Source organism: Ralstonia flaminis (genome assembly GCF_958415495.1).
GTDB classification, from domain to species: Bacteria; Pseudomonadota; Gammaproteobacteria; order Burkholderiales; family Burkholderiaceae; genus Ralstonia; species Ralstonia flaminis.
On sequence record NZ_CATZLL010000001.1, the window covers coordinates 142,631 to 168,689 of the forward strand.

General features: G+C 62.9%; 22 protein-coding genes and 3 tRNA genes. 14 read left to right on the forward strand and 11 right to left on the reverse strand.

The genetic code is table 11. The features are described from left to right. Positions 1-37 precede the first annotated feature (37 nt). The 6 genes from R2N11_RS00710 (at position 38) to R2N11_RS00735 (ending at position 6,629) form a co-directional block, all read left to right on the forward strand. Entirely contained in the window at positions 38-796 is a 759-nt protein-coding gene (locus R2N11_RS00710) for a GntR family transcriptional regulator (protein ID WP_316679786.1), read from the forward strand. 99 nt (positions 797-895) lie between these two features. Then, a complete protein-coding gene (locus R2N11_RS00715) occupies positions 896-2,305 on the forward strand; it encodes a nucleobase:cation symporter-2 family protein (protein WP_199029129.1) in 1,410 nt (469 codons plus the stop codon). A 4-nt stretch (positions 2,306-2,309) separates the two neighbouring features. Next, positions 2,310-3,731, forward strand: a complete 1,422-nt coding sequence (locus tag R2N11_RS00720) for an 8-oxoguanine deaminase (protein ID WP_316679788.1) — start codon at positions 2,310-2,312, stop codon at positions 3,729-3,731. Between the two features lie 197 nt (positions 3,732-3,928). Further along, entirely contained in the window at positions 3,929-4,903 is a 975-nt protein-coding gene (puuE, locus tag R2N11_RS00725; protein ID WP_199029125.1) for an allantoinase PuuE, read from the forward strand. After that, complete coding sequence (gene uraD / locus R2N11_RS00730) at positions 4,900-5,421, forward strand: 2-oxo-4-hydroxy-4-carboxy-5-ureidoimidazoline decarboxylase (RefSeq protein WP_316679789.1); 522 nt, start codon at positions 4,900-4,902, stop codon at positions 5,419-5,421. The genes puuE and uraD overlap by 4 nt, the downstream gene beginning before the upstream one ends. A gap of 137 nt (positions 5,422-5,558) precedes the next feature. Continuing rightward, complete coding sequence (locus R2N11_RS00735) at positions 5,559-6,629, forward strand: porin (protein ID WP_316679790.1); 1,071 nt, start codon at positions 5,559-5,561, stop codon at positions 6,627-6,629. A gap of 219 nt (positions 6,630-6,848) precedes the next feature. Here the strand turns inward: R2N11_RS00735 and R2N11_RS00740 are convergent, their stop codons facing one another. Further along, positions 6,849-9,170 carry an NADP-dependent malic enzyme gene (locus R2N11_RS00740; protein WP_199029119.1) on the reverse strand — a complete coding sequence of 774 codons (2,322 nt, stop codon included), beginning with the start codon at positions 9,168-9,170 and terminating at the stop codon, positions 6,849-6,851. A 306-nt stretch (positions 9,171-9,476) separates the two neighbouring features. After that, a complete protein-coding gene (locus R2N11_RS00745) occupies positions 9,477-10,130 on the reverse strand; it encodes a DUF4136 domain-containing protein (protein ID WP_199029117.1) in 654 nt (217 codons plus the stop codon). Between the two features lie 153 nt (positions 10,131-10,283). Between R2N11_RS00745 and pepN the strand changes: the two genes are divergently transcribed. From pepN to R2N11_RS00760, 3 genes are all read left to right on the forward strand, one after another. Continuing rightward, positions 10,284-12,986 (forward strand): aminopeptidase N, encoded by a 2,703-nt coding sequence (pepN, locus tag R2N11_RS00750; protein ID WP_316679791.1) that lies wholly within the window; start codon positions 10,284-10,286, stop codon positions 12,984-12,986. 41 nt (positions 12,987-13,027) lie between these two features. Then, positions 13,028-14,044 (forward strand): class 1 fructose-bisphosphatase, encoded by a 1,017-nt coding sequence (locus R2N11_RS00755; protein ID WP_199029113.1) that lies wholly within the window; start codon positions 13,028-13,030, stop codon positions 14,042-14,044. 76 nt (positions 14,045-14,120) lie between these two features. Further along, positions 14,121-14,196, forward strand: a tRNA-Thr gene (locus R2N11_RS00760). Between the two features lie 74 nt (positions 14,197-14,270). On the opposite strand, the gene lysM is transcribed toward R2N11_RS00760, so the two are convergent. Continuing rightward, positions 14,271-14,756, reverse strand: coding sequence for a peptidoglycan-binding protein LysM (gene lysM / locus R2N11_RS00765; RefSeq protein ID WP_199029109.1), 486 nt, complete (start codon positions 14,754-14,756; stop codon positions 14,271-14,273). A 291-nt stretch (positions 14,757-15,047) separates the two neighbouring features. Between lysM and R2N11_RS00770 the strand changes: the two genes are divergently transcribed. Next, complete coding sequence (locus R2N11_RS00770) at positions 15,048-16,079, forward strand: extracellular catalytic domain type 1 short-chain-length polyhydroxyalkanoate depolymerase (RefSeq protein WP_316679792.1); 1,032 nt, start codon at positions 15,048-15,050, stop codon at positions 16,077-16,079. Between the two features lie 14 nt (positions 16,080-16,093). On the opposite strand, the gene R2N11_RS00775 is transcribed toward R2N11_RS00770, so the two are convergent. The 3 genes from R2N11_RS00775 to R2N11_RS00785 all read right to left on the reverse strand — a co-directional run bounded on the left by R2N11_RS00775 (position 16,094) and on the right by R2N11_RS00785 (position 17,952). Continuing rightward, on the reverse strand, positions 16,094-16,402 hold the full coding sequence (locus tag R2N11_RS00775) for a hypothetical protein (RefSeq protein WP_199029105.1): 309 nt from the start codon (positions 16,400-16,402) through the stop codon (positions 16,094-16,096). A gap of 105 nt (positions 16,403-16,507) precedes the next feature. Continuing rightward, on the reverse strand, positions 16,508-16,945 hold the full coding sequence (locus R2N11_RS00780; protein ID WP_316679793.1) for a YXWGXW repeat-containing protein: 438 nt from the start codon (positions 16,943-16,945) through the stop codon (positions 16,508-16,510). 71 nt (positions 16,946-17,016) lie between these two features. After that, positions 17,017-17,952: a transcriptional regulator GcvA gene (locus tag R2N11_RS00785; protein ID WP_316679794.1), complete on the reverse strand. Its 936-nt coding sequence runs from the start codon at positions 17,950-17,952 to the stop codon at positions 17,017-17,019. A gap of 146 nt (positions 17,953-18,098) precedes the next feature. Between R2N11_RS00785 and R2N11_RS00790 the strand changes: the two genes are divergently transcribed. Next, complete coding sequence (locus tag R2N11_RS00790) at positions 18,099-18,932, forward strand: EamA family transporter (protein ID WP_316679795.1); 834 nt, start codon at positions 18,099-18,101, stop codon at positions 18,930-18,932. Positions 18,933-18,941: 9 nt separating this feature from the next. Here R2N11_RS00790 and greB read toward each other — a convergent pair whose 3' ends face one another. Continuing rightward, a complete protein-coding gene (gene greB, locus R2N11_RS00795) occupies positions 18,942-19,505 on the reverse strand; it encodes a transcription elongation factor GreB (RefSeq protein ID WP_316679796.1) in 564 nt (187 codons plus the stop codon). 115 nt (positions 19,506-19,620) lie between these two features. Between greB and R2N11_RS00800 the strand changes: the two genes are divergently transcribed. Further along, positions 19,621-19,697, forward strand: a tRNA-Arg gene (locus tag R2N11_RS00800). A 251-nt stretch (positions 19,698-19,948) separates the two neighbouring features. Beyond that, a tRNA-Arg gene (locus R2N11_RS00805) sits at positions 19,949-20,025 on the forward strand. Between the two features lie 149 nt (positions 20,026-20,174). Here the strand turns inward: R2N11_RS00805 and R2N11_RS00810 are convergent. The 4 genes from R2N11_RS00810 to R2N11_RS00825 all read right to left on the reverse strand — a co-directional run bounded on the left by R2N11_RS00810 (position 20,175) and on the right by R2N11_RS00825 (position 24,818). Continuing rightward, positions 20,175-22,601, reverse strand: coding sequence for a RelA/SpoT family protein (locus tag R2N11_RS00810; RefSeq protein ID WP_316680021.1), 2,427 nt, complete (start codon positions 22,599-22,601; stop codon positions 20,175-20,177). 249 nt (positions 22,602-22,850) lie between these two features. Further along, positions 22,851-23,054, reverse strand: coding sequence for a DNA-directed RNA polymerase subunit omega (rpoZ, locus tag R2N11_RS00815; RefSeq protein ID WP_004630929.1), 204 nt, complete (start codon positions 23,052-23,054; stop codon positions 22,851-22,853). Positions 23,055-23,191: 137 nt separating this feature from the next. Continuing rightward, complete coding sequence (gene gmk / locus R2N11_RS00820; RefSeq protein WP_316679797.1) at positions 23,192-23,857, reverse strand: guanylate kinase; 666 nt, start codon at positions 23,855-23,857, stop codon at positions 23,192-23,194. Positions 23,858-23,882: 25 nt separating this feature from the next. Next, positions 23,883-24,818, reverse strand: a complete 936-nt coding sequence (locus R2N11_RS00825) for a YicC/YloC family endoribonuclease (protein ID WP_316679798.1) — start codon at positions 24,816-24,818, stop codon at positions 23,883-23,885. Between the two features lie 157 nt (positions 24,819-24,975). On the opposite strand from R2N11_RS00825, the gene R2N11_RS00830 reads away from it, so the two are divergent. Next, positions 24,976-25,998, forward strand: a complete 1,023-nt coding sequence (locus R2N11_RS00830) for a serine/threonine protein kinase (protein ID WP_199032795.1) — start codon at positions 24,976-24,978, stop codon at positions 25,996-25,998. The last annotated feature ends 61 nt before the right edge of the window (positions 25,999-26,059 follow it).

The following is a 26,059-nucleotide window of genomic DNA, read 5'->3' on the forward strand; positions in this document are numbered from 1 at the left end:
CTTATGCGGCGCTGCACTACTGAAAGACAGGTCTGCCATGTCCAAGAATCTCAAGCTGGTCTCCACAGAAACGACGTCCAAGCCTGGCGCCAAAGCATCGGGAGCAACGCGCATGTCGGTTGAAGAGCGGATGTACCACGAGATCTACGATGCGATCATGGAGCACCGTCTGCCTCCGCGCACCAAGCTGACGGAGCATGCGCTTTGCGAAATCTATGCCACCGCACGCCATACGGTGCGCAAGGTCTTCTCCCAACTGGCCGCCGATGGCCTGGTTGATCTGGAGCCGAACCGCGGCGCCTTCATTGCCGCCCCTTCGATCGACGAAGCGCACGCCATGTTCGAGCTGCGCCAGATCCTCGAGCGCGCGGTGCTTGACAAGGTTGGCAACAGTGCCAACCCCAAGGCTGCCATCGCACCCCTGATGGAACTCGTCAAGCAGGAGCGCCAGGCCTTCGTGACACACGATCGCCCGCGGTGGATTCGCCTGTCGGCCGAGTTCCACGTTGCGCTGGCTGAGCAGTCGGGCAACCCGCTGGTGGTCGAGATGATGCGGCGACTGGTGTCGCGCACCACGCTGATGATCGCCAGCGTCGAAGCCCCGGGCAACAACGCCTGCTCGTTCGACGAGCACCTCGACATCCTCAACGCACTGGAGCGCGGTGACGCCAGCGCTGCCCAGGCCCACATGGCCCAGCACTTGCAATGCTGCGCGGACCGCGTGCGCCCGGAGGCGCCCGCTGATTTCGATCTGCGTTCGGTATTGGGCCCGCGTGGCAGCGGCGAGAAAGGCTAAGTCTAGGACCGGTTTTGCTGTATTGGGCGAGCTGGCACGACAGAGGCCGGCCGCCACAAGCCGGACGCCCGTCCGGCTCACCACCCAAAGGAGACGTATATGGCAAGCAGCACCCTCGCCGCCCCCACGGCGGATCTGACCAATGAGCGCGTGGCCTACGGCCGCCTGCTCGCATTGGGCCTCCAACATGTATTGGTGATGTATGCAGGCACCGTGGCAGTGCCGCTCATCGTCGGCGGTGCACTGCATCTGCCCAAAGAGCAGATGGCCTTCCTGATCAACGCCGACCTGTTTGCTGCCGGTCTTGCCACGCTCATCCAGGCGTTCGGCATCTGGAAGTTTGGTATTCGCATGCCGGTCATGATGGGTGTGACCTTCGCCTCCGTCGGCCCGATGATCGCCATCGGTACCGACCCCACCATCGGTCTGCTGGGCATCTACGGCGCGGTGATCGCGGCGGGGATATTCGGCATCATCGTTGCGCCGCTCATGGGGCGTGTGCTGGGGCTCTTCCCACCGGTCGTAACAGGCACCGTCATCACGCTGATCGGCATGTCGCTGATGGGCGTGGGCATCAACTGGGCCGCTGGCGGCCAGCCGACCAAGAAAGCGGTGGTCGACGGCGTACTGCAAACCGTACCGAATCTGGAATACGGCAACCTGGGCAACCTCGGCATCGCGGCGGCGGTGCTGGTCATCATTCTGCTGCTGACCAAGTACGGCAAAGGCCTGATCGGCAACATCGCCGTGCTGCTGGGCATCGTGATCGGCACATTCATCGCCATGGCTTTCGGCAAGGTGAACTTCAGCGGCATGGGCGATGCCGACTGGGTGGCCGTCATCACGCCGCTGCACTTCGGCATGCCGACCTTCCACTTTGGCGCCATCGCTTCGATGTGCATCGTGATGATGATCACGCTGGTGGAATCGACCGGTATGTTCTTGGCCCTGGCCGAGATCACCGGCAAGAAGCTGTCCACCGATGACCTGACCCGCGGCCTGCGCGCTGACGGCCTGGGCACCGTGATCGGCGGCCTGTTCAATACCTTCCCGTACACCTCGTTCTCGCAGAACGTGGGGCTGGTGACCGTCACGGGCGTGCGTTCGCGCTTCGTGGCAGCCATGGGCGGCATCATCCTGATCGTGCTGGGCCTGTTCCCGAAGATGGCGCACATCGTGGCTTCGGTGCCTTCCTTCGTGCTGGGCGGCGCGGGCATCGTGATGTTCGGCATGGTGGCGGCAACGGGCGTGCGCATCCTCGGCTCGATCGATTTCAACAAGTACCGCCACAACCTGTTCATCGTGGCCATCTCGATTGGCTTCGGCATGATCCCGACGCTGGCACCGACCTTCTTCCAGTACCTGCCGCATTGGCTGGAGCCAGTCACGCACAGCGGCATCGTGCTGGGCACGCTGGTCGCCGTCACGCTGAACCTCTACTACAACGGCATGCAGTCGGCCGAGCACGCCATGCGCGACGCTGCTGCCAACACTCACGGCACGGAGTAACTGCATGAACAACGCCACTGTCGCGCACAGCGACCCGCTCCTGATTGCCCGTCATGCCGACGTGCTGGTCACGATGGATGCGCAACGCCGCGAGATCCCCGACGGCGCCCTGGTGGCGCGCGGTGGCGTGATCGAATGGGTGGGCGCCACGGCCGATCTGCCCGCGCAGTATCGCGATGCCATCGGCCAGCCCAACGTGCGTGTGATGGAACTGCGTGTCCACGTGGTCACGCCCGGCTTCGTCAACACGCACCACCATATGTATCAAAGCCTGACGCGCGCGCTGCCCGCTGCGCAGGATGCCGAGCTGTTCGGCTGGCTCACGAATCTGTACCCGGTGTGGGCGGGCCTCACGCCCGAGATGGTGCGTGTATCCACGCTCACGGCAATGGCGGAACTGCTGCTCTCGGGCTGCACAACCTCCAGCGACCACCTGTACCTGTACCCCAACGGCAGCCGGCTCGATGATTCGATTGAAGCCGCGCAGCAGATCGGCATGCGCTTTCACGCCGCACGGGGCAGCATGAGTGTCGGCCGCAGCCAGGGCGGCCTGCCGCCGGACCGCGTGGTCGAAGGCGAAGAAGCCATCCTCAAGGAAACGCAGCGCTTGATCGAAACCTGGCACGACGCCGATCGCCACTCCATGCTGCGCTTGGTGGTGGCGCCGTGCTCGCCCTTCTCGGTCTCGCGCGATCTCATGCGCGAATCGGCCAAGCTCGCGCGCAGCTACGGCGTGTCGATGCACACCCACCTGGCCGAGAACGATAACGACATCGCCTACTCGCGCGAGAAGTTCGGCATGACGCCAGCCGAGTATGCGGAAGACCTCGGTTGGGTCGGCCGCGATGTCTGGCATGCGCACTGCGTCAAGCTCGACGCGCACGGCATCGACGTGTTCGCACGCACCGGTACGGGCGTAGCGCACTGCCCATGTTCGAACATGCGTCTGGCCTCAGGCATTGCGCCGATCCGCACCATGCGGGACGCCGGCGTACCCGTCGGCCTGGGCGTGGATGGCAGCGCCTCGAACGACGGCGCACACATGCTCGGCGAAACGCGCCAGGCGATGCTGCTCGCCCGCGTCGGCTTCGGTCCCGCCGCCATGAGCGCGCGTGAGGCGCTGGAAATCGCCACGCTCGGCGGCGCCCGCGTGCTCAACCGCGACGACATCGGCGCGCTCGCCCCCGGCATGTCGGCTGACTTTGTCAGCTTCGACCGCCATCAAGTCAGCTTTGCTGGTGCGGACCACGACCCGGTTGCCGCATTGGTGTTCTGCGCCCCGTCCAACCTGGCGCACAGCGTGATCAACGGGCGCGTGGTCGTCGAAGATGGCCGCCTGACCACGCTGGAACTCGATGCCCATCTCACGGTTCACCGCAGGCTCGCGCTGGAGCTGGCGCAGGCTGCCCGGGCAGTTCCGGCCTGACGTGATGGCGCCTTGCCTGTTTCACGACGTTGCCCGCAGCTCTGCGGCGTTCCCGCAACGGCACGAGCCCAGCAACTTTCAAGCGGCTGGGCCATGCAATCACGGGAACAACATCTATTCGTGATGTCGTGAATTTGGAAAGTCTCATTCCACTGCCTGACCGGTGTTGTATGAAGTCTCCTCGACATGAAAAAACCATGACAAACAATAACTATCCGCGCGATCTGATCGGTTACGGCAAGAACCCGCCCAATGCAAAGTGGCCGGGTGGCGCGCGCGTAGCACTGCAATTCGTCCTCAACTACGAAGAAGGCGGTGAAAACTGCGTGCTGCACGGCGATGCGGGCTCGGAGCAGTTCCTCTCCGAGATCATCGGTGCGGCCGCTTACCCTGCTCGCCACATGAGCATGGAAGGCATCTATGAATACGGCTCGCGTGCGGGCGTGTGGCGCATCCTGCGCGAGTTCGAGAAACGTGGCCTGCCGATGACGATCTTCGGCGTGTCGATGGCCTTGCAGCGCCATCCGGACGTGACACAAGCCTTCGTCGATCTCGGTCACGAAATCGCCTGCCACGGCTGGCGCTGGATCCACTACCAGAACGTTGACGAAGCCACCGAGCGCGAACACATGCGCATTGGCGTCGAGATCATCCGCCAGCTGACCGGCAACGCGCCGCTGGGCTGGTACACCGGCCGCGACAGCCCCAACACGCGCCGCCTGGTGGTCGAGCACGGCGGCTTTGCCTACGACGCCGACTACTACGGCGACGACCTGCCTTTCTGGACCGAAGTCGAAGTCTCGGGTGGCGAGCGCAAGCCGCACCTGGTGGTGCCGTATACGCTCGACACCAATGACATGCGCTTCGCCAGCCCGCAAGGCTTCAACACCGGCGACCACTTCTACCAGTACCTGAAGGATGCCTTCGACGTGCTGTACGAAGAGGGTGACCCCAACGGCCTGGCGCAGCCGAAGATGCTGTCGATCGGCATGCACTGCCGCCTGCTGGGCCGTCCGGCGCGTTTCCGCGCGCTGCAGCGCTTCCTGGATTACGTGCAATCACACGACAAGGTGTGGATCTGCCGGCGCATCGACATCGCGCAGCACTGGATGCAGAACCACCCATACGGCCAACAACCGGCCAAGCAACCCGTTTTGAGCACCACAGCATGAGCCAGACCACCTACACCCTCTCCCAACTCAACGGCATGGACGCATCGCAGTTCGTGCAAGTCCTGGGCGGCATCTACGAGCACTCGCCATGGGTGGCTGAACAGACCGCAACGCAACGCCCGTTCGCCTCGGCCGACGCGCTGATCGCTGCCATGCGGCATGCCGTGGATGCGGCCGGTGAAGCACCGCAGCTCAAGCTCGTCCGTGCTCACCCGGAACTGGCGGGCAAGGCTGCCGTGCGCGGTGAGCTAACGGCGGAGTCGACGCGCGAACAGAGCGGCGCGGGTCTGAACCAGTGCACGCCAGAGGAGTTCGCACGCCTGCAGGCACTCAACGAGCAGTACAACGAGAAGTTCGGCTTCCCGTTCATCCTGGCAGTGCGCGGCTACGACCGCCACGGAATCATCGACAACTTCAGCAAGCGTGTTGAGAACGACCGCGACACCGAGCTGCGTACGTCGCTGGAACAGATTCATCGCATCGCCGGTTTCCGTCTGAACGATTTGATTTCAGGTTAACCAATACAACAACGCTGTGGGTGCGGTGTCATGGGGCATGGGACACCGCCCGGCATGGAGCCTGACCGGCCGGCCTGCGATCGCATCAAAGAATGCGGCGCAACCTGCAGTGATCCTCAACAACAAAGGAGGTAGCAATGCAGTCGAAATTCAAGCGTGGTGCTGCCGCGCTCGCAGTGGCATCCGCGCTGGGGGCGTTGAGCGCCGGCGCACAAGCGCAATCGTCCGTCACGCTGTACGGGCAGGTCGACAACTGGGTGGGGGCGACCAAGAGCCTGGGCGCATCCGACCGGGCCTGGGTGGTCAACGCCGGCGGTATGTCCACATCGTATTGGGGCATGAAGGGTAGCGAAGACCTGGGTAACGGTCTGAAGGCCATCTTCACGTTGGAAGCGTTCTTCCGCCCGGACACCGGCAAATCCGGCCGCTTTGATGGCGACACGTTCTTCGCCCGCAATTCGTTCGTCGGCCTGCAGTCGAACACCTGGGGCTCGATCAAGCTCGGCCGCGTGACGCCGCCGTACTTCGTCTCGACGATCCTGTTCAACCCGTTTGTTGATTCGTACACCTTCTCGCCGATGGTGTTCCACACCTACCTGGGCAACGGTCTGAGCGGCCCCGGCGGCATTTCGGGTCTGGTGGGCGATTCGGGTTGGAACAACTCGATCCTGTACTCCACGCCGGACTTCAACGGCCTGACCGCTAACTTCATCTACGGCGCAGGCGAGCAAGCTGGCCACAATGGCCAGAACAAGTGGGGCGGCAACTTCCTCTACTTCCACGGCAACTTCGCAGCCACAGCAGCCTTCCAGCAAGTGCGCTTCGATTCGAACCCGGGTGACCTGAACAGCCTGGTGGCGGGCTTCCAGCGTCAGTCGGCAGCACAACTGGGTGCAACGTATGACTTCGGTGTGGTCAAGCTGTACGGTCAGTACCAGTACATCAAGAACACGATCGCTTCGGGCGACGCCAAGAGCAACGGCGGCCAACTGGGCGTGTCGATTCCGGTCGGTCCAGGCAGTGTGCTGGCGTCGTACGCGTACACGAAAACCTCGGGTGCAGCTGACGTGAAGCGCAACACTTGGGCAGTCGGCTACGACTATTCGCTGTCCAAGCGTACCGACGTGTACGCCGCTTACTTCCGCGACAAGGTCTCGACCCTGTCGTCCGCCGACACCTTCGGCGTGGGCATCCGCGCAAAGTTCTAAGCGGTTGCTTTCCTTGTCACCGCCCGCGTATCGACAGCGCGGGCGGATCCTTCAAACGGCGTTCCGGGGCTCGGGCGCCGTTTTTTTACGCCTGCAGACCCTGATCACCCTGATCCCGAACCCACCATGAAAGACGGCGCCTGAATCGCTTCAGGCGCCGTTTCTCATGCTTCATTCGGGCCGCCACATGCTGGCGGCCCTGGTTTGGTGATCAACCGATCAACGTGCCGCCGACACGTCTGCCACCGCCAATGCCGTCATGTTGACGATACGGCGCGATGTGGCCGACGGGTTCAGGATGTGCACCGGCTTGGCTGCGCCCAGCAGGATCGGGCCCACCGTCACGCCCTGCCCGCCCGTCATCTTGAGCACGTTGAACGTGATGTTGGCCGCGTCCAGCGTCGGCATCACCAGCAGGTTGGCGCTGCCGGCAAACGCGCTCTTGGGCAGGAAGTGGTGGCGGATGTCTTCCGACAGCGCAGCGTCGCCCTGGATCTCGCCTTCCACCTGCAGCTCGGGCACCTCCGCCTTCAGCAGGTCATACGCCGCACGCACCTTGCGCGCCGACGCGCTCTTCGACGAGCCGAACATCGAGTGCGACAACATCGCCACCTTCGGCTCCTGGCCGAAGCGGCGCACTTCCTCTGCCGCCAGCTTGGTGATGTCGGCCAGCTCTTCAGCGGTCGGGTTCTCGTTGACGAACGTATCCGTGATGAACAGCGTGTGCTTCTCCAGCATCAGGCCGTTCATGGCGGCGAACACCTTGGCATTCGGGGCCAGGCCGATCACGTCACGCACGTGCTCCAGGTGCGCATCGAAGCGGCCGACCGTGCCGCACAGCATCGCGTCGGCATCGCCCAGGCGCACCAGCAGCGCGCCGATCAGCGTGTTCGAGCGGCGCAGCGCCGACTTGGCCATGTCCGGCGTCACACCGTTGCGCCCCATCAGTTCGTGATACGCGGTGTGGTACTGGTGGTAGCGCGCGTCATCTTCCGGGTTCACCAGCTCGAAATGCACACCGGCCTTCAGGCGCAGACCGGCCTTCTGGATGCGCATTTCGATTACGTGCGGGCGGCCGATCAGGATCGGCTTGGCCAGGCCTTCGTCCACCACCGTCTGCACGGCGCGCAGCACGCGTTCTTCTTCGCCTTCGGTGTAGACAACGCGTTTCGGATTGGCCTTGGCGGCCGAGAACACCGGGCGCATGGTCAGACCGGTGTGGTACACGAAGTCGCTCAGTTGGGCGCGATAGGCGTCCAGATCCTTGATCGGGCGCGTGGCCACGCCGGACTCTTCTGCGGCCTTGGCAACTGCCGGTGCGATCTTCTCGATCAAGCGCGAATCGAACGGCTTCGGAATGATGTAGTCCGGACCAAAGTTCAGGTCCTGACCGGCGTACGCCTGAGCCACAGCGTCGTTCGTTTCCGCCTCTGCCAGTTCAGCAATGGCCTTCACGCACGCCAGCTTCATCGCTTCCGTGATCTTGGTAGCGCCGCAATCGAGCGCGCCGCGGAAGATGTACGGGAAACACAGCACGTTGTTGACCTGGTTCGGGTAGTCCGAACGGCCCGTGGCGATGATGCAGTCCGGGCGCGCGGCCTTGGCCACTTCCGGGCGGATTTCCGGCTCGGGGTTGGCCAGCGCCAGGATGATCGGCTTCGGCGCCATGGTCTTGACCATGTCGGCCGTCACCACGCCGGCCGCCGAGCAGCCGAGGAACACATCGGCATCGCGCATGATGTCGGCCAGCGTACGGGCCGACGTGTCTTGCGCATAGCGCGCCTTGTTCGCTTCCATCTTGGCGTCACGGCCGACGTAGATCACGCCCTTCGAGTCGACCACGTAGATGTTCTCGCGCTTGACGCCCAGGCCCACCATCACATCCAGGCAGGCAATCGCCGCGGCGCCCGCGCCCGACACCGCCACCTTCACCTTGGCGATGTCCTTGCCAACAACCTTCAGGCCGTTGAGCAGTGCCGCCGACGAGATGATCGCCGTACCGTGCTGGTCGTCGTGGAAGACGGGAATGTTCAGGCGGTCACGCAGCTTCTGCTCGATGTAGAAGCACTCCGGCGCCTTGATGTCTTCGAGGTTGATACCGCCCAGTGTCGGCTCCAGCGAGGCGATGATGTCGACCAGCTTGTCCGGATCGCGCTCGGCCAGTTCGATGTCGAACACGTCGATGCCGGCAAACTTCTTGAACAGGCAGCCCTTGCCTTCCATCACCGGCTTGCTGGCCAGAGGGCCGATATCGCCCAGGCCCAGCACGGCGGTGCCGTTGGTGATTACGCCAACGAGGTTGCCGCGCGAGGTGTACTCGGCCGCCAGCGCCGGATCCTGCTCGATCGCCAGACACGGATACGCCACGCCCGGCGAGTACGCCAGCGACAGATCGCGCTGGTTGATCAGCGCCTTGGTCGGGCGCACTTCGATCTTGCCGCGCGTCGGGGCGCGGTGGTATTCAAACGCGGCGCGGCGCAATTCGGCCTCGGCACCCTGGTCTTGGGAATCGGGCGAGGCGTCGTGAAGCTTGTCGTTCATATCGATGAATCCTGATGGAGCCTGATGAGGAGTTCCGCAGATGAGACGCACATGCGCTCAGGCAGAAACTCCCCGAGACGATGTGGCAAAAAACAGTGGGGACAGAGAGAAACCGGGAGCAAGGCCGCAGGCGTTGCGGTACACCGTCAGGAGGGTGGCGACGGCGCGCAGGCTGCGCCGGCCAGGGGTGGCGGTCGGCGCGAGATGGGATGGAGTGACAACGCTCAAGCGAGGGTACGGCTGGCGGCCCGCAAATTAGGTCATACATTCTAACGTAGACCGCCAGCCAAAACCCACTCGGGCGCACTACTTAGCCGCCGGTTTCACTGATGGATCAACGGGCAGCTCCACGACGATGGGCTGCGCGTTCGGCGCCGGGAAATTGGCAAAGGCGCTGCGAATCAGGTAGGGCATCACTGCGGTCAGGGAACCGTCCCCACCCTGGGTCTGCGCCGTTACCTGGTAGACGCGCTTGCCCGATGCAGCCTCTTCAATGTCAACGTGATAGGCATAGAACGGCACCTGCACGTTGGTGTCGACATACTGCGGACCCCACGGGCCCCAGGGTCCCCACGGACCACGCCACGGCCCCCATGGGCCAGGGCCCCAGTACGGATCCGGGTAGACCGGCTGGCGCACCTGCACGAGGCGCGTGGCGGTCGAGTAATTCAGACGGACAAGATAGCGTGCACTGGCACGCGGCGCACTGGTAAAGCCGCGAGCGGCCAGTTGATCGGATGTCCAAGCCTCGTAGGTCTGGTGCTCCAGATCATTTTGCTGCGCTGCAGTGTGCTCAAACGCATACGTGCGCGGCGGCGCGTCTTCCCAGCCGGGCTGCTTGAACGCGGTGACCTGGCTGGTGACGGTGCTTGCGCAACCCGCCAGCAGGCTGGCTGCCATCAGCGCGCCGGCTATCGGCCAGATGCCGGATGGTTTGATCCTCTTGGCCCAATTCCACATAGAAAATCCCCCTACTCTTCAATCAGACAGGTTCCGGCGCGCCCGCAAAGCGTTGCGCCCGGCCTTTTCCTCAGAGTCACGCTGTGCGCCGAAGATTCCCGCCAAGCGCCTGAGTACAATGGTCTTTTGCGTTCCGCTACGAGGATGTTACCGATGTTGCGCACCGATACCGCCGTGACGATTTACCGCAAGGATTACGCCGCCCCCGCGTTCCGCATCGATGAAGTGGCCCTGGAGATCGACCTGGTGCCCGAGCGCACCCGCGTCGTCAACCGCCTGCGCATGACGCGCACGGCCGCCGGCAAGCCGCTCGTGCTGATGGGCGAAGGGCTGGAACTGGCGGGCGCAACCGTCGACGGCCAGGCACTGCCCGGCCTGCAAGCCAACGGCGACACGCTCACCATCGATGCCGTACCAGCGGAGGTCGGTGCCAGCTTCACGCTGGAGCTCACCACCTACTGCAACCCGGCTGCCAATTCATCGCTCATGGGGCTGTACGTCTCCAACGGCAACTTCTTCACGCAGTGCGAGGCCGAGGGCTTCCGCAAGATCACCTACTTCCTCGACCGGCCGGATGTGATGACGGTCTACACCGTCACGTTGCGTGCATTGAAAGCCGACTACCCGGTGCTGCTGTCCAACGGCAACCTCATCTCCGAGCGCGACCTGCCGGATGGCCGTCACGAAGCCGTGTGGCACGACCCGTTCAAGAAGCCGTCGTACCTGTTCGCGTTGGTGGCGGGCAAGCTCGAATGCATTGAAGAACGCATCCAGTCCGCCTCGGGCAAGGAAAAGCTGCTGCAGGTGTGGGTGGAAGCGCAAGACCTGGGCAAGACGCGTCATGCGATGGATTCGCTCATCCACTCGATCCATTGGGATGAGCGCCGCTTCGGGCTGGAGCTGGATCTAGACCGTTTCATGATCGTCGCCGTGGGCGACTTCAACATGGGCGCGATGGAGAACAAGGGCCTGAACATCTTCAACACGAAGTACGTTCTGGCCAATGCGGAAACCGCCACCGACGTGGACTTCGCCAACATCGAATCGGTGGTCGGCCACGAATATTTCCACAACTGGACGGGCAACCGCGTCACCTGCCGCGACTGGTTCCAGTTGAGCCTGAAGGAAGGCCTGACGGTGTTCCGCGATCAGGAGTTCTCGGCGGACATGGCAGCACTTGCTGGCAACGAAGCCGCCGCCGCAAGCGCCCGCGCCGTCAAGCGCATTGAAGACGTGCGCCTGCTGCGTCAGGCGCAGTTCCCGGAAGACGCGGGCCCGATGGCCCACCCGGTGCGCCCCGACAGCTACGAAGAGATCAACAACTTCTACACCGTCACGGTGTACGAAAAAGGCGCCGAGGTTGTGCGCATGTACCAGACCCTGCTCGGCCGCGATGGCTTCCGCAAGGGGATGGACCTGTACTTCCAGCGCCACGACGGCCACGCCGTCACGTGCGATGATTTCCGCGCCGCCATGGCCGATGCCAATGGCCGCGACCTCACACAGTTTGGCCGCTGGTACAGCCAGGCCGGCACGCCGGTGGTTGCCGTGGAGGGCCACCATGATGCCGCCACGCACACCTACACGCTCACGCTGCGCCAACGCTGCGAGCCGGTCGGTATCGAGATCAACAGCGGCATCCAGAAGCAGCCGTTCCACATTCCGTTTGCTGTCGGCCTGATCGACAGCCAGGGCCGTGATCTGCCGCTGCGCTTGCGTGGCGAAACCGCATCGCCTTCGTCCGTCACCACGCGCGTGCTCGACTTTACCGAGACCAAGCAAACCTTCGTCTTCGAAGACGTGACCGAGGCGCCGCTGCCCTCGCTGCTGCGTAATTTCTCAGCGCCGGTGATCGTCGAATACGACTACACCATCGAGCAGCTCACCTTCCAGCTCGCGCACGATTCCGACCCGTTCAACCGCTGGGAAGCCGGCCAGCGGCTGGCCACCGATACGCTACTGCGCATGGTGGCGGACATCCAGCACGGCCGCACCCCTGTGGTCGACCCCGCACTGGTGGAAGCACTGCGCGCCGTAGTGGCCGATGCCTCGCTCGACCCTGCCTTCCGCGAGCAGATGCTCATCCTGCCCGCCGAAAGCTACCTGGCCGAGCGCATGGACGTGGCCGACCCGGCTGCCATTCACACCGCACGCCGCACGCTGCTCTGCACGCTGGCGGAAAAGCTCAACGCCGAACTGCTGCGCGCCTACCAAGACAACCAGACCGAAGGCGCCTATTCGCCGGACGCAATATCCGCTGGTAAGCGCGCGTTGAAGAACATCGCCCTGGGCTATCTCGCGAATACGGAAACGCCCGAAGCATTGGCGCTGGCGGAACAACAGTACGCCCAAGCGACAAACATGACCGACCGCATGGGCGCTCTCACCGCCCTCGTCAATAGCTTTGCCCCTGGCCGCGAAGCCGCTTTGACGGACTTCTACACACGCTTTGCCGACGACGCGCTGGTCATCGACAAGTGGTTCTCGTTGCAGGCCATGCAGCGGGGTGCCACCGGCAAGCCAACGTTGGAGACCGTGCGCGCGCTGATGGCACATCCGGCCTTCACGCTGCGTAATCCGAATCGAGCACGCTCGCTGATCTTCAGCTTCTGCTCGGGCAACCCGGCCCAGTTTCACGCGGCCGACGGTTCAGGCTATGCCTTTTGGGCCGAGCAGGTGCTGGCGCTCGATGCCATCAACCCGCAGGTGTCCGCCCGCCTGGCACGTTCGCTGGACCGCTGGCGCAAGTATGTGCCCACGCTGCGCGACGCCATGCAGGCTGTGCTTAAGCGCGTGGCCTCGCACCCGAGCCTGTCGCGCGACGTGCGCGAGATCGTCGGCAAGGCACTGGCGTGAACATTGCGTCAGGTAAAATCGCGCCCGTCTCAGGAGAACCCATGAAGCGCATCAACCTCACCCGCTACCTGATCGAAGAGCAGCGCGAGCACAACACCATCCCCGCCGAGTTGCGTCTGCTGCTCGAAGTCGTGGCACGCGCCTGCAAGGCGATCTCGCACAGCGTCAACAAGGGCGCCCTTGCTGGTGTGCTCGGCTCGGCCGGCACCGGCAACGTGCAAGGCGAAACCCAGCAGAAGCTGGACGTGATCGCCAACGAAGTCCTGCTCGAAGCCAACGAATACGGCGGCAACCTGGCCGCCATGGCCTCGGAAGAGATGGAGTCGTTCTACGAGATTCCCCATCGTTATCCGAAGGGCGAATACCTGTTGCTGTTTGATCCGCTCGATGGCTCGTCCAACATCGACGTGAACGTGTCGATTGGCACGATCTTCTCGGTGCTGCACATGCCCAAGGCCGGCGAGGCCGTGACAGAAGCCGACTTCATGCAACCCGGTGCCAAGCAAGTCGCCGCCGGCTATGCCGTGTACGGCCCGCAGACCACGCTGGTGCTGACCGTCGGCAACGGCGTGCACATGTTCACGCTCGACCGCGAAATCGGCAGCTTCGTGCTGACCAGCCGTGACGTGAAGATTCCTGCCGACACGAAGGAATTCGCCATCAACATGTCGAACATGCGCCACTGGGCCCCGCCCGTGCGCCGCTATATCGACGAATGCCTGGCCGGCACCGAAGGCCCGCGCGGCAAGGATTTCAACATGCGCTGGATCGCCTCGATGGTGGCCGATGTGCATCGCATCCTTACGCGCGGCGGCATCTTCATGTACCCCTGGGACAAGCGTGAACCAGGCAAAGCCGGCAAGCTGCGCCTGATGTACGAGGCCAACCCGATGGCATTCCTAGTGGAGCAGGCTGGCGGTGCCGCCACCAATGGCCAGCAGCGCATTCTGGACATCCAGCCCGAAAAGCTGCACCAGCGCGTGGCGGTGGTCCTGGGCTCGAAGAACGAGGTGGACCGCGTCACGCAATACCACCTCGAGGCCGAAAAAACGGCGTAACAACGCCACTTGAGGCCGCCATTACAGCGACGCTTGCAGGGCGACAAAAAGTTCTGTTAGAATCGCTGTTTCCGACGCCGCTGTAGCTCAGTCGGTAGAGCAGCGCATTCGTAATGCGAAGGTCACCAGTTCGATTCCGGTCAGCGGCACCAGAATTCAAAAAGCCCAGTCTTCATCGACTGGGCTTTTTGCTTTTGGGCCTTAGGAAGCGCCTGAACTACCTCGATCAGGCCGCCGGAATACGCAACTTCTGCCCCGGATAGATCTTGTTCGGGTCCGACAGCATCGGCTTGTTCGCCTCGAAAATCACCGGGTACTTGTTGGCATCGTCGTAGAACTTCTTGGCGATGGCTGACAGCGTATCGCCGCGCTCCACCGTGTGCCATTGCGACTCTTCCGACTCGGTGTTGACCGACATCTGGTCGTCGACTGACTTGATACCGTCAACGTTGCCGCAGCACAGGATGATCTTCTCGCGCGTGGGCTGATCTGGCGCCACGCCGAATACCTTGGCCGCATCGCCTTCCACCTGCACTGACAGTGCCGTGGCGCTCAGGCCCTGCTGGGCGATGTAGTCCTGGATAGCTTGGCCCTTGGCATCGTCGGCGGCCTTGGCAGCATCGGCGTCTGCAGATGCGTCGGCCGGCGCGGCTGCGGCGCTGCCATGGAACAGCTTCTCACCAGCCTCTTTGATGAAGTCAAAAAAACCCATAACGACCTCCATAAGTACACAACGGGGAAAGGGAAAGCATCAGGCGCGGGACATCCGGGGCGCGCCCGTCGCCGCAGTGTAGCCGCTCGCGTGCGGTGTCTCCATGACAGGCAGGAAGCAAATGCAAACTTTGCAGCACGCGGAACACGCGGTTACATCGGTTATCCTGCATTGCTGCAGCGCAGCAAGATCACTGGCACAATGGTTCTCCATCCGAACCTACAATGCGCCGGAGGGAGCGCATACCGCAGCTCCCCGTCCGAGCCACCCGCCGCCATGCACCGCACGTGGATGAAGTCCATCACCCGGCTGGTTGACGCGTTGACCACGCCGGATTTCGGCCGCCAATCGTGGCCACCCAAGCCGGTCAAGCCGCCCAAGCCCGGCACTCGCCGCGTGCGTGTACCCGCCGTGCCGACACCCACGGCCGGCACGTTTGTACGAGAGCAATTCATCTACGAGCCTGAATCACCCGCTGTGGTGGCTCGCCGCCCGGAATATTGGCTGTACACACCGCCCACGCGTGGCAGCAAGCCCCCCGCGCTGATGGTGATGCTGCACGGCTGCAAGCAATCGGCTGAGGTGCTGGCGCACGGCACGCGCATGAATGCACTGGCGGATCGTGAAGGCTTCATCGTGCTGTATCCGGAGCAGCCGCGCCGCGCGCATCCGCAATGCTGCTGGCACTGGTACGACCCCGAACACGCCGGTGCCCGCGAGGCAGACGGCATCTGTCGGCTGATCGAACAAACGCTGGAGCGGACCGGCGCCGATCCGGCACGCGTGTATCTGGCAGGGTTGTCGGCGGGTGCGGGATTGGCCGGCCTGATGGCGCTGCGTCATCCAAAGCTGTTTGCCGCGCTGGCACTGCACTCCGGCCCGGCGCTGGGTATCGCGCGTACGCCCGCCTCGGCGCTGAACCTGATGCGGCGCGGTGCGCGCGTGGATCCGCTCGATGCGCTATCGGCGGTGGTGGACGTTGCCACCTACCCCGGCATGCCGACGATGATCCTGCACGGCCTGCGCGATGACGCCGTCAACCCGGCCAATCAGGCACAGCTGGCCTCGCAGTTCCGTGCGCTGAACCACCTGGGCGACACCACCGGCGTGTCTCGCGAAACCGCACGCGGCGATGGGTTCGTCCTGCGCAACGACATGCGTCATGGCGAATGCATCGTCAGCCTGTGCCAGCTCACGGCAGCCGGTCACGCCTGGAGCGGTGGCGACCCCCGCTACGCCTTCCACGCACCCGGGCCGGATGCGACCTGGCTGTGGTGGCAATTCGCACGACGCCACGTGCGCGAAGCCGCGCTGGCAGCGTAGAAAACGCGTCAGAGTCAGAGATCGATCGACTGCTGAACGCCGCCGCGCCCCAGCAACTCGTCGATCAGGCCGTAACCACGCGCGAGGCCGGCATCCTCAGCTGCCTCGCGCGTCGGCAACGGACGCTCGTCATGTGAATGCGCGACCAGAGTTTCAACGGCCGTCGGGTCTGCACCCGATTCGCAGATGCGCACAACGAAGTCCCACAACCTCAGCGCTGATGCCGCTTCCTGGTCCGACTTGCGCGCTGCGCGCGGAATAGCCAGCACGTAGACGTCGAAATCCTTGTAAACCTCGGTGCGCCAGTTCGATTCCACGGTCATGTGACCTCCTTGAGAACGCCTGCATGACAGACACATCGTGTCGACACTGCAAACGCATCCCGAAAAAAACACAGGCCGGTACATGACCGGCCCGTCTTCACAGCATCAGCATTCACCCTTCCTGGCGTGGCCCGGAGGGCAGTGGTAGCGATCATCACGATCACGGCGATCGTGGTCCCAGTCTCGGCCCCGATCACGACCGCGCCAACGGCCATCATCGCCGCGATCCCAACCGCCCTCACGCATCTGCCAACCGCGCGGACCTTGCTCCCAGCGCGGCTCGCGCCAGTGATAACCGTCACGGCCGTGCTCACGATAGCCGCGACGCCAGACATAGCGGCCATCGCGCCATTGCCAGTACCCAGGCACCCATACGTAGCCCGGTTGCATGACCGGCACAGGCTCATACTGGGGCGGCGGCGGCGCGTACGTCGGGCCAATCTGCACACCGATGGACACCTGCGCCTGCGCAGGCAATGCAATCGACGCCGTCACACCAGCCGCAGCCAGGCACGTGGCGAGAATCCATGCGTTCTTTTTCATCCGGGACTCCTTCTTCTGCAATCGAGCTTGATTCGATCCTAGCATCGGCCTGCGCCGCCTTCCCTAGGGTGTTACGCGGCGTTACCTTCGTTACCGGATGCCGAAACTGTATTCACGATTGCGTGACGCGGCCCTCGCGCCTCTTCCAGCCATGCGCAAAACGCCTGCACCACCTCGTCACCGAGATTGCGTGCTGGGCAGTACCAGTAGTAGCTGCGTGCGGCAAGCGCCAACTCCGGAAATGGCGCGACCAACCGCCCCTCCCCCAAGTCTTCAGTGATGAGTGCCGACGGCCCCATCGCCACCCCAAGCCCATCGATGGCTGCCTGGATCGATAAGTAGAAATGCTCGAACGTGAGCGCGTGCGCGGGCCGCAGATTGGGCACGCCCGCCAGTACAAGCCAGCTTGGCCAGATCGAGGGCAGCGTGTCTGAATGCAGCAGCGTGTGTCGCCGCAAATCCGACGGCGCAACCAACGGCGCGCGCTTGAGCAATGCTGGGCTGCATACGGGAAAGCGACTTTCATCCAGGAAGCGCCCCGATCGAAACCCCGCGTGGTTCTCCGGCCCACCGCGAATGATCACGTCAAAGTTGTCCGGAAGATCTTCGATCTCTTCGATGGATGTGGTGAGCCGCACCTCCACACGCGGAAACCGCATCTGAAATGTCGACAGGCGCGGAATCAACCAGCGCATCGTGAACGTCGGGATGCTGTTCACGCGCAGGATGCGCGCCGCATCGCGATCGCGCACCGACCGGCTGGCCACGCTGATGCGGTCAAGCGCCACACCAATCTCAGAGAGGTAGCGCTGCCCCGCGTCGGTCAACTCAACACGCCGGTTCAAGCGCCGGAACAGCGGCACGCCCAGCCACGCTTCCAGCATTTGAATCTGCCGACTGATGGCGCCATGCGTGACGTTCAACTCCTCGCCCGCACGCGTAAAGCTCAGATGGCGCGCGGCTGATTCAAAGGCACGCACAGCATTCAGTGGAGGCAGCTTGCGCATATCGCGTGAGTTTTTTGCACAGATCGAGTCAGTATATATCGATTGTTGATCAAAATCTGCGGCGATACGCTGTCGACTTCCCACTCAAGCCGCTGCGCTGTCGAGTGAGAAAAATCGACTCGACCTCACCCTCTCCCCTGCCCATCGTGACTCCCATCGTCATCGCCCTGGTTCTGTGCGCAGCCCTGCTCCACGCCTCGTGGAATGCGCTACTGAAAAGCGGCTCCGACCGCCTGCGCGCGATCACGCTCATGACACTGGCATCCGGCGTTGCCGCTATCCCGATGGCGATCGCACTTCCGTTGCCGGCCCCAGCTGCGTGGCCGTACGTAGCGTTGTCCGCTGTGCTGCACGTCGGCTACAACGTGTTTCTCGCGCGGGCCTATCGGTTCGGGGAGTTCGGACAGGTGTACCCGATCGCGCGCGGCTCATCGCCGCTGCTGGTGACCATGGGTGCTGCGCTGTTCGCAGGTGAAATGCCCGGCGTCATTGCGCTCGCGGGCGTGGTGCTGGTGAGCGGTGGCATTCTCAGCCTGGCGCGAGGCCGCAAGGCGGACCTCGGCTCCACGCTCGCCGCACTGACCACCGGTGTATTCATCGCGTGCTACACGGTGTGTGATGGCATTGGCGCGCGCGTGGCCGGCAACGCGAATGCATATTCCGCATGGCTGTTCATGCTCGATGGCCTGCCGATGGTGCTGCTCTATCGCGCATGGAAAGGCCCACTGAACATCGATCTGCGCGACACCAACACGCTCAAGACATTTGGCGGCGGCGTGGTCTCGCTTGTCGCGTATGGCATCGTCATCTGGGCCGTGACACTCGCGCAAATGGGGCCGGTGTCGGCCCTGCGCGAAACGTCGGTGGTGTTTGCCGCACTGCTCGGCCGCTTCTTCCTGAAGGAATCGCTCACGGCGCGACGCCTGTCGGCCTGCTCGGTCATTGCCTTCGGTGCTTACTGCCTCGGGCACCCGGCGTGAGCACAGCGCTCATGCAGCGCGCGGCGGGTATTTGACTTCCAGGATGTCGATCTGCTCGACGCCCGCGGGCGTGCGCAGCGGCACCGTATCCCCCTCACGCGCCTTGATGAGCGCGCGCGCAATCGGCGAGACCCAACTCACATAGCCCTTATCGAGATCGACCTCGTCCATGCCGACGATGGTGACGGTGGTCTCCTCTCCGGCCTGGTTGGCATAGGTGACGGTCGCGCCGAAGAAAATCTGATCGTTGTCGCCCTGTAGGCTGGCATCGACCACTTCCGCCTTTTCGATACGGCGCGTGAGGAAGCGGATGCGCCGGTCGATCTCACGCAAGCGCTTCTTGCCGTAGAGGTAATCGCCATTCTCGGAGCGATCACCATTGGATGCAGCCCACGACACGATGCCGACCACCTCGGGCCGCTCCATGTCGATCAGATGCATCAACTCCGAGCACAGGCGTTCATAGCCGGCGGGCGTGATGTAGTTCTTGGAGCCCGGCGGCAGCGGCGCGGCGCCCTCGGGCAGATCGTCTTCGTCGTCGCCGGAGTCTTCCCGGACGAAAGCCTTGTTCATGGTAGAAGCAACGTGGGTTCAGAGCCCCATTATAGAAAGTTGGCCCTTCCAGAAGAAAAAGTGAAGAAGGGGGTTCACAAGGTCGGAAAACTCTGTATAATCTCATTTCTCGGTTGCGGCTGTAGCTCAGTTGGATAGAGTACTTGGCTACGAACCAAGGGGTCGTGGGTTCGAATCCTGCCAGCCGCACCAACCTAATAAAGGCAAAAAGGGCTTCCAGAAATGGAAGCCCTTTTTGTTTGCCCGCTCGCTTCTCGCCTCTCGTTGGCAAGCTGCGCACGCGCCACAAACGCAAGGCGCCGACAGGGAAAGCAGGCAGAAAAAAAGGGGATCAATAAGCCGGGTTTACAGGCCTCACCCCCTTCTCGGCATTACGCACATCGCAATGCGTGAATCGCCACTAGACTCCCTGCAGATCACATGTATAATCGCGCCCTTCGGTTGCGGCTGTAGCTCAGTTGGATAGAGTACTTGGCTACGAACCAAGGGGTCGTGGGTTCGAATCCTGCCAGCCGCACCAACCTGATAAAGACGAAAAGGGCTTCCATTTCTGGAAGCCCTTTTCTTTTGCCGGCGCCTCCTCCATCAGGGTGCTGCGCGCACGGGCCACAAACAAAAAAGGCGAAGCCAGCCGGCCTCGCCTATTCGCGCATCATTGCCTCGCGCCGGCTAATCGCCGCGGTCCCGCGCAATACGAATCACATCGGGGTTACGCCGCAGCGCGCGCATCACGTCGGCCAAATGCACACGGTCGTGCACCTGGATCAGGAACGTCATGTACGTCGCCTCCTGATTGCCCTCTTGCTCCATCGACACATGCGCCACGTTGGCATCGGCCGAGGTCAGGTCTGCCGCCACGCGCGCAAGGATACCCTTCGTATTGCGCACGAGCACCTTGATCGACACGTCGAACGCACGCGTGGTGTGCTCGGCCCACATGACATCGATCCAGTGCTCCGGATCCTTGCTGTGCAGGCGCTTGGCCACGCGACATTCCTGCGCATGGATCTGCAACCCCTCGCCCTTGCCGATGTAGCCCACGATGGAATCCCCGGGGATCGGCCGGCAGCACGACGAAAACACCATCGCCATGCCCTCATCACCGCTAACGGTGACCGCAGGTGCCTCTTCGTTGGCGAAGGTATGCACGGCGGCCATCAGGGCTTCGTCGCCTTCGTGCCCGCCCTCTTGCAGCACGATCTCAATGCGGCGTGCAATCACGGCCGGCACACGGCGGCCGAGCGCAAGGTCTGCAAAGATATCTTCGCGGGCCTTGTTGCCCGTCCATTGCACGATGCGTTCCCACACCGGCGCGGGCACGGCCTTCATGTCGATGCCGATCTGGCGCAGCGCCTGCTCCAGCAAGCGCTCGCCAAGCTGGATGGCTTCATCAAGCTTGGCCGTCTTGAGGAAATGTCGGATCGCCGCACGCGCCTTGCCGGTGCGTACGAATGTGAGCCACGCCGGATTGGGCTTCGAGTACGGCGCCGTCACCACTTCGACGATATCGCCGTTCTTCAGCTCCGTACGCAGCGGTAGAAGTTCGTTGTTGATCTTGACTGCCACGCACTGGTTGCCCAGGTCGCTGTGCACCGCGTAGGCGAAGTCCAGCGCCGTCGCGCCACGCGGCAACGCGCGGATCTCGCCCTTGGGGGTGAACACGTACACGGCATCCGGGAACAGGTCGATCTTGACGTGCTCCAGAAACTCCTGCGAATCCCCGGTCTGACTCTGGATGTCGAGCAGCGACTGCAACCACTGGTGGGCCTGCTGCTGGGCGCGGTCAGGCTCGTCCTGATGTTGCTTGTACATCCAGTGCGCTGCCACGCCGGCTTCCGCAATCTGGTTCATCTCGCGCGTGCGGATCTGGAACTCGACTGGCGTGCCAAACGGCCCCACCAGCGTCGTGTGCAGCGACTGATAACCGTTGATCTTGGGGATCGCGATGTAGTCCTTGAACTTGCCGGGCATCGGCTTGTACAAGCTATGCAGCGCGCCCACGGTCATGTAGCACTGCATCTGCGTGTCCACCACCACGCGAAAGCCATACACATCCAGCACCTGCGAGAACGACAATTGCTTGTCGTGCATCTTGCGGTAAATGCTGTAGAGCGTCTTCTCGCGCCCCGTGAGTTCTGCCAGGATGCCCGCATCAGCCAGCGCGCGCTGCGCCGTCTCAAGAATGCGCGTCACCACCTCGCGACGGTTGCCGCGAGCCGCCTTCACGGCCTTCTCGAGCGTCGCGTAACGGAATGGCGAACCGATACGGAAGCTCAGTTCCTGCAGTTCGCGATATGTGGTGTTCAGGCCGAGTCGGTGTGCGATCGGCGCGTAAATCTCCATCGTCTCGCCCGCGATGCGGCGGCGCTTTTCGGGCGGCACGTGGTCGAGCGTACGCATGTTGTGCGTACGATCGGCCAGCTTGACGAGAATCACGCGCACATCGCGCGCCATCGCAAGCAACATCTTGCGGAAGCTCTCAGCCTGCGCCTGCTCGCGGCTTTGGAATTCCAGCTTGTCCAGCTTGGTCAGGCCGTCGACCAGTTCCGCGACCTTGGGGCCGAATTTCTCAGCCAGCTCGCTCTTGGTAACCCCCTGATCTTCGATCACGTCGTGCAGCAGCGCCGCCATGATCGATTGCACATCCAGCTTCCAGCCTGCGCAGATCTCTGCCACGGCTACCGGATGCGTGATGTACGGCTCACCGCTCTGACGATACTGACCGAGGTGAGCTTCGTCGGAGAAGTGGAACGCCTCTTTCACCAGCTTGATATCGGCCGGCTTCAGGTACGACGACAGCTTCTCGGTCAACCCCGAGATGGAGACGACCTGTTGACGCGGTGGCGTAGCTGGCTGCGAGGTCGGGCCGAACAGATGCCGATAGGTCTGCTCCAGCACCGCATCGATGAAGAGCTCATCGCCAGTCGCGTCAGGCTTGGCCTCTTGCGCGGCGCCTTCGGCAGCTTGCGCCTTGTGCGACTTAGGCGACTTCGGCAACAGCGCAGACCGCTCGCCTACCAGGTCCGCACCACGCGGGTCAGGCAGGTTCGGCGCCCCCGTGCGAGGCGACGCGGGGCCGGAAGCGGAAGTCGGCATGGGAACAAGAGAAGCAGTGGAAGACCCAGGCAGCGGTGTAGAACCACTCGCCACGTCCGACGTGTTGCCGGACGACTCCGCCGGCGGCACGTTGTGCTCGTGCGTGGCGGAGCGTTGGGTCCTGTGCGAAGAAGAAGCGGGCGAGGTAGGCATGCCGGGGTCTTGTGCGTTCGCGGCTTTCACATCCATGAAAGATCGCTAGAACGATCAGTGACCAAGGCAGCGTACCACGCCAGGTACTGCGTCAGCTCAGGACGGAACCTTTTTGAGCATTTCGATACCGACTTGGCCGGATGCGATCTCGCGCAGCGCGGTCACGGTCGGTTTGTCCTTGGCATCGACCTTGGGCGTGTGGCCTTGCACCAACTGACGGGCGCGGTACGTTGCGGCCAGCGCCAGTTCGAAGCGATTCGGAATCTGTTTCAAGCAATCTTCGACGGTAATACGCGCCATGAAAACTCCACCTGGTGGCAAATCTTGTTGATATCGGTATTTTAGCAGCAGCGCAGCACTCGGCCCGGACAGCACCTCGGCGCGGGCCCTACCACACTTTTACAAAAGCGCCGGAAAACGCCGGCACTTCATGTCGTTCAGTGAATGCCCAGCTCGACGAAAAGCTCGCCGTGGCGCGCCTTCTGCGCACCAAAGCGTAAGCGCGTGGCCTGTACCACCGTACGCAATTCAGTGAGCGCGGTTTCAAACACTTCGTTGATGATGATGAAGTCGGCCTCGGGTGCGTGTGCCATCTCGGAACCCGCAGCGAGCAAGCGGCGCACGATCACGTTCGGTTCGTCCTGGCCGCGCTTCTTCAGGCGATCTTCCAGCGCCGTGAGCGACGGCGGCAGGATGAAGATCTCGACCGCATTGGCAAACCGCTTGTGCACCTGTTGCGCACCCTGCCAATCAATCTCGAGCAGCACGTCGGTGCCGGCGCGCATCTGTTCTTCAATCCACACGCGCGAGGTCGCGTAGTAGTTGCCGTGCACCTCGGCCCATTCGAGAAACTCGCCGCGATCACGGCAGGCCTTGAACTCCTCGACGGTCATGAAGTTATATTCACGGCCGTGTTGCTCGCCTGGACGCGGCTGGCGCGTGGTGGCCGAGACCGACAGGCGGATCGACGGGTCCTGCGCCAGCAGCGCATTCACCAGCGTCGACTTGCCGGCGCCGGAGGGTGCCACGACCATGAACAGGCTGCCCGGGAAATGATTCTCGATGGGCGTATCGACGGCAGAGTGCGCTTGAGTGGATGGCATGTTCTAGTGCTGTTGTTCTGGGGTGTTATTCGAGGTTCTGGACTTGCTCGCGCATCTGCTCGATCAGCAGCTTGAGCTCCATCGATGCATCGGCCAGTTCCTTGGCGGCAGCCTTGGAGCCCAGCGTATTCGCCTCGCGGTTGAGTTCTTGCATCATGAAGTCCAGGCGCTTGCCGATCTGACCGCCCTTCTCCAGGATGTGGCGCGTCTCGCGCAGGTGCGCCTGCAGGCGCGAGAGTTCTTCAGCGATGTCGATGCGGATGCCGTAGACGGTCGCTTCCTGTCGGATGCGCTCGGACAGTTCATCGCGCGTGAGCGCCGGTGTGCCGTCGGGCGCGGCCAGCCCAAAGGCCTCGCGCAGGCGTTCAGTCAGCTTGTCCTGATGTTGCTGGATCAGGTTCGGCACCATCGGCGACAGTTCGTCGACAATCTTGAGCATGGCATCAACGCGATCCAGCAACATCGCCTTGAGTGCATCACCTTCGCGACGGCGGGATTCCAGAAGTTGCTTGAGCGCCTCTTTGGCAGCGTCGACAACGGCATCGCGCAGCGCATCCTGGGTCAGCTCAGGTTCAGCCAGCACACCGGGCCAGCGCAGGATTTCGCCCATGCGCAGCGAACCCGACGCGGGCAGATAGCGCGTGACCTCCTGTTCGAGCTTGGCCAACTGTTGCAGCACGCCGACATTGAGCGCCGCCACATCGCTGGCGGCTTCCTGGCGCTGCAGGTTGATCCGGCATTCCAGCTTGCCGCGCGACAGTGCGCTCATGAGCATCTCGCGCAGCGCCGGCTCAAAGGCACGGCACTCTTCCGGCGCGCGGAAGAACAGATCGAGAAAACGCGAGTTGACGGTGCGGAATTCGACCGACACGGTGGCGACGTTGCCGCTCGGTGCACCATGGGCGTCGGTAAAGGCTGCCTGGCGTGTAGCAACGCCGTAGCCGGTCATGCTGTGGATCATGAAATCGAGGTGTCTTTTTAGAGGTGCTGGATGCCCGGCGTGCCGCAATGCAGACCTCGGCAGGCTGAGAATTGGCGGGGAATCCCCCACCTTTTGTCGCTTTACAACGTGTGGACGGGTCAGAGAAAATCCGACAGCCATTTCGCCACACAAACCCATGACAGAGTCAAAAGGCTCAGGACAGCCACGCAGTGCACCGTTGCCGGTCGGCACCCTGCTGTCCAATTACCGTATTGTAAAGAAGTTGGCCAGCGGGGGGTTCAGCTTCGTCTATCTCGCCACCGATGAGCATGGGACGCCGGTGGCCGTGAAGGAATATCTGCCGTCTTCGCTGGCTCGTCGCTCGCCCGGCGAATTGATTCCTGTCGTGCCGGAAGAAAGCGCGAGCGCGTTCCGCCTCGGGCTCAAATACTTCTTTGAAGAAGGCCGGTCGCTTGCCCGTATCTCTCACCCCGCCATCGTGCGCGTGCTCAATTTCTTCCGGGAGAACGGCACCGTCTACATGGTGATGACGTACGAACAGGGCAAAACCCTGCAGGAACACATCCTCAACGCACGCCAGCAGGGCAAGCTGAAAATGCTGCGCGAGCGCTTCATCCGCCAGGTCTTCCATGACCTGATGAGCGGCCTGCGGGAAGTCCATATCCACAAGCTGCTGCATCTCGATATCAAGCCGGGCAACATCTACCTGCGCGAAGACCATTCGCCGATCCTGCTCGACTTTGGCGCCGCACGGCAGACGCTTACTGCTGAGGCCTCGCGCTTCCAGCCGATGTACACGCCGGGATTTGCCGCACCGGAGCTGTACCGCAAGCACAACGAACTGGGGCCGTGGACCGACATCTACAGTATCGGCGCCACCATCTACGCCTGTATGGCCGGCACGCCACCGCAGGAAGCCACGCAACGCGAAAAAGAAGACAAGCTTGAAGAAGGCCTGGAGCGCCTGCGCAAGGTCTACACCAGCAGCCTGATCGACCTGGTTGGCTGGTGCCTGAAGATGAAACCGGACGAACGCCCGCAAAGCGTCTTCCGCCTGCAGAAAGTGTTGCGCGAAGAGAGCAACGCGCTGACCGAATTGCAGGCCCTGACCGCCGTCACCCAGGGTGGCCCCATTCCAGAAGAAAAAGAGGCGTTGACGACGCGTTTCATGAGCCTGTTGCGCCGCCGGGACAATTGACCGCCGGGTTGCCTCCGGCGGGCGGAGTATGATTTCAAAACGGTGCTGCGCTAGACGGGAC